Source organism: Actinomadura miaoliensis (assembly GCF_039536785.1).
Lineage (GTDB): Bacteria > Actinomycetota > Actinomycetes > Streptosporangiales > Streptosporangiaceae > Spirillospora > Spirillospora miaoliensis.
The window spans coordinates 1-2,698 of record NZ_BAAAZG010000068.1; the positions used below are offsets into that span (position 1 = coordinate 1).

Here is a 2,698-nt window from a genome sequence, read left to right on the forward strand (position 1 = left end):
CGGCGACCCGGTCGCCGTCACCGGCCACCGCGTCCAGCCGGGCCAGCTCGGGCTCGTCCCGCTCCACGCGGTCGCGGGCGCGGGTCAGGGCCGCGCGGACGAGCCGGGCGCCGGTGTCCTCGTCGTCCACCGCCGCGGCCTGCTCCGGCACGGCCGCCTGCTCGGTCACGACCGGGGCGACGTCGGGCAGCGGCGCGCCGCGGCGGAAGGCGGGGGTGTCGGCGGGGGCGTCCCACAGCTCGGCCAGCTCGCCGTCCAGCCAGGTGAGGGTGAGCGAGCAGCCCGCCATGTCCAGCGAGGTGACCAGCTCCCCCACCTCGGGGCCGCGCAGCCGCAGCCCCTCGGCCGCCAGCAGCCGCACCACGTCGGCGTAGAGGACGAACAGCTCCTCGTACTTGGTCGAGCCGAGCCCGTTGAGGATCAGCGCGACCTCGTCGCCGGCGCCGTCGGGACGCTCGGCCAGCAGCCCCTCCACCAGGGCGGCGGCCAGCTCGCGGGCGGTGAGCCGGTCCACCGTCCGCACGCCGGGCTCGCCGTGGATGCCCAGGCCGATCTCCATCCGCGCCGGGTCGACGGTGAACAGCGGCTCGTCGCGGCCGGGGAAGGTGCACCCGGCGAACGCGACGCCGAGGGTGCGGGTCCGGTCGTTGGCCTTGCGGGCGATCCGCTCGACCTCGTCGAGGGAGTCGCCGCGTTCGGCGGCGGCGCCGGCGGCCTTGAACACCGTGAAGTCGCCCGCGATGCCGCGCCGGTCGGCGGCGCGTTCGGGCGGGGCCGAGGCGATGTCGTCGGTGACCAGCACCGTCCGCACGTCCATGCCCTCGGAGCGGGCGCGCAGCTCGGCCAGCCCGAAGTGCATGACGTCGCCGCCGTAGTTGCCGTAGGAGATCAGCGCGCCCGCGCCGGAGTCGACCGCGCGCAGCGTCCGGTACGCCTGCTCGGCCGACGGGCTGGTGAAGATGTCGCCGACGACCGCGGCGGTGGCCAGGCCCGCGCCGACCAGGCCGGCGAACGCCGGGTAGTGGCCGGAGCCGCCGCCGATCACCAGCGACACCCGGCCGGGGCGCGGCCCGCCGCGCCGCATCACCGCCGACGCGCCCGGCACCCGTTCCAGGTAGCGGCCGTAGGCGGCGGTCAGCCCGGTGACGAACTGCTCCTTGAAGTCGGCGGGGGCGTTGAACACGTGCGTCACGGCGCCTCCCCGGGGATGCCGGTCTCGATCAGCGCGAGGATCCGCCGCCGGGCGTCGTCGGGCGAGGCCACGATCTGCGCGGCCAGGCCGAGCGCGTCCGGCTTGGGCGGGTAGACGGGGTTGGGGATGCTGATGACGGTGAGCCCGGCGGCGTGCGCGGCGCGGATGCCGTTGCTGGAGTCCTCCACGGCGAGGCCGTGCCGGGGGTCGATGCCCAGCCGCCGCACCGCCTCGGCGTACACGTCCGGGGACGGCTTGCCGCGCGGCACCTCCTCGCTGGACACCGTGGCGGAGAACCGGTCGGCCACCCCGAAGTGCGGCAGCACCGCGTCGATCAGCTGCCGGGCGGCCGAGGACGCCAGCGCCACCGGCACCCGCTCGGACACGTCCACGATCAGGTCGAGGGCGCCGTCGAGCGGTTCGATGCGGCCCTGGTGCAGCGCGTCCACCATGAACGCCACGCACTCCTCGCGCACGGCCTCGGCGCGGGACGGGTCGCCGAACAGGCCCGCGATGTGCGCGGCCCACTCGGGAGCGCTCATGCCCTGCACGGCGGCGGTGTCCTCGGGACGCCACGTGCGGCCGTGGCGGCCGCAGTAGTCCTGCCAGCTCTCCTCCCACAGGTGCTCGCTGTCGACGAGCACGCCGTCCATGTCGAACACCACCCCGGCGACCGAACGCGTGCCGCGCGCCGCCGAGTCGGATGCGGTGGATGAAAAGGTCACGAACCGGCCACCTCGTAGTTGACTTTGTGTTCCTCCAGGTCGCGCAGGTGGTCGGGGGAGGCGCCGGCGTCGACGAGCACGCGCTCGAAGACGCTCAGCGCCGCCAGCCGGTGCAGCGCGACCTTGCCGAGCTTGGTGTGGTCGAGCAGCAGCACGTTGCGCGCGGCGGCGTCGAGCATGGCCCGCTTCACCGCGACGATGTGCTGTTCCTGGTGGTAGGCGAAGCCGCCGGAGACCGCCGCCGTGGACACGAAGCACAGGTCCACGCTCAGCGAGGTCACCGCCTCCACGCACGACACCCCCAGGAAGGAGTCGTGCGACAGGTCGTAGTCGCCGCCGACCGCCATGAGCCGGATCCCGCGCGCCTTGGACAGCAGGTTCAGCCCGGCCATGTAGTTGGTGACGACGGTCAGCGGGGTGATGACGCCCTCGGCCAGCCGCCGGGCCAGCGCGAGCGCGGTGGTGGAGTCGTCCAGCATCACCGCCATGCCGGGCTCGATCAGCTCCAGCGCGCGGGCGGCGACGGCGTCCTTCTCCGCCTGCATCGACTTCATGCGGTAGACGACGTTGCTCTCGAACACCCCCGACGGCTGGGCGGTGACGCCGCCGCGGAACTTGCGGACGATGCCCTGCCGTTCCAGCTCGTCCAGGTCCCGGTGGATGGTCATCTGGCTGACCTGGAAGCGCTCGGCCAGCTCCGCGGCCGACAGCGAGCCCTCCGCCAGGACGTGCTCGGCGATCGCCGCCTGCCGCGCCGCCGGGCCCCGCAGCGGGGCCTCGG

3 protein-coding genes are annotated in these 2,698 nt (G+C 74.6%); all 3 read right to left on the reverse strand.

The features are described from left to right. A partial coding sequence (locus ABD811_RS39635) for a dihydroxyacetone kinase family protein (RefSeq protein WP_344958139.1) occupies positions 1-1,192 on the reverse strand: 1,192 nt, incomplete at its 3' end. Beyond that, positions 1,189-1,917, reverse strand: coding sequence for an HAD family hydrolase (locus ABD811_RS39640; RefSeq protein ID WP_344958141.1), 729 nt, complete (start codon positions 1,915-1,917; stop codon positions 1,189-1,191). The genes ABD811_RS39640 and ABD811_RS39635, both read right to left, overlap by 4 nt. After that, positions 1,914-2,698, reverse strand: a 785-nt coding sequence (locus ABD811_RS39645; RefSeq protein WP_344958143.1) for a DeoR/GlpR family DNA-binding transcription regulator, incomplete at its 5' end; no start/stop codon positions are given. The genes ABD811_RS39640 and ABD811_RS39645, both read right to left, overlap by 4 nt.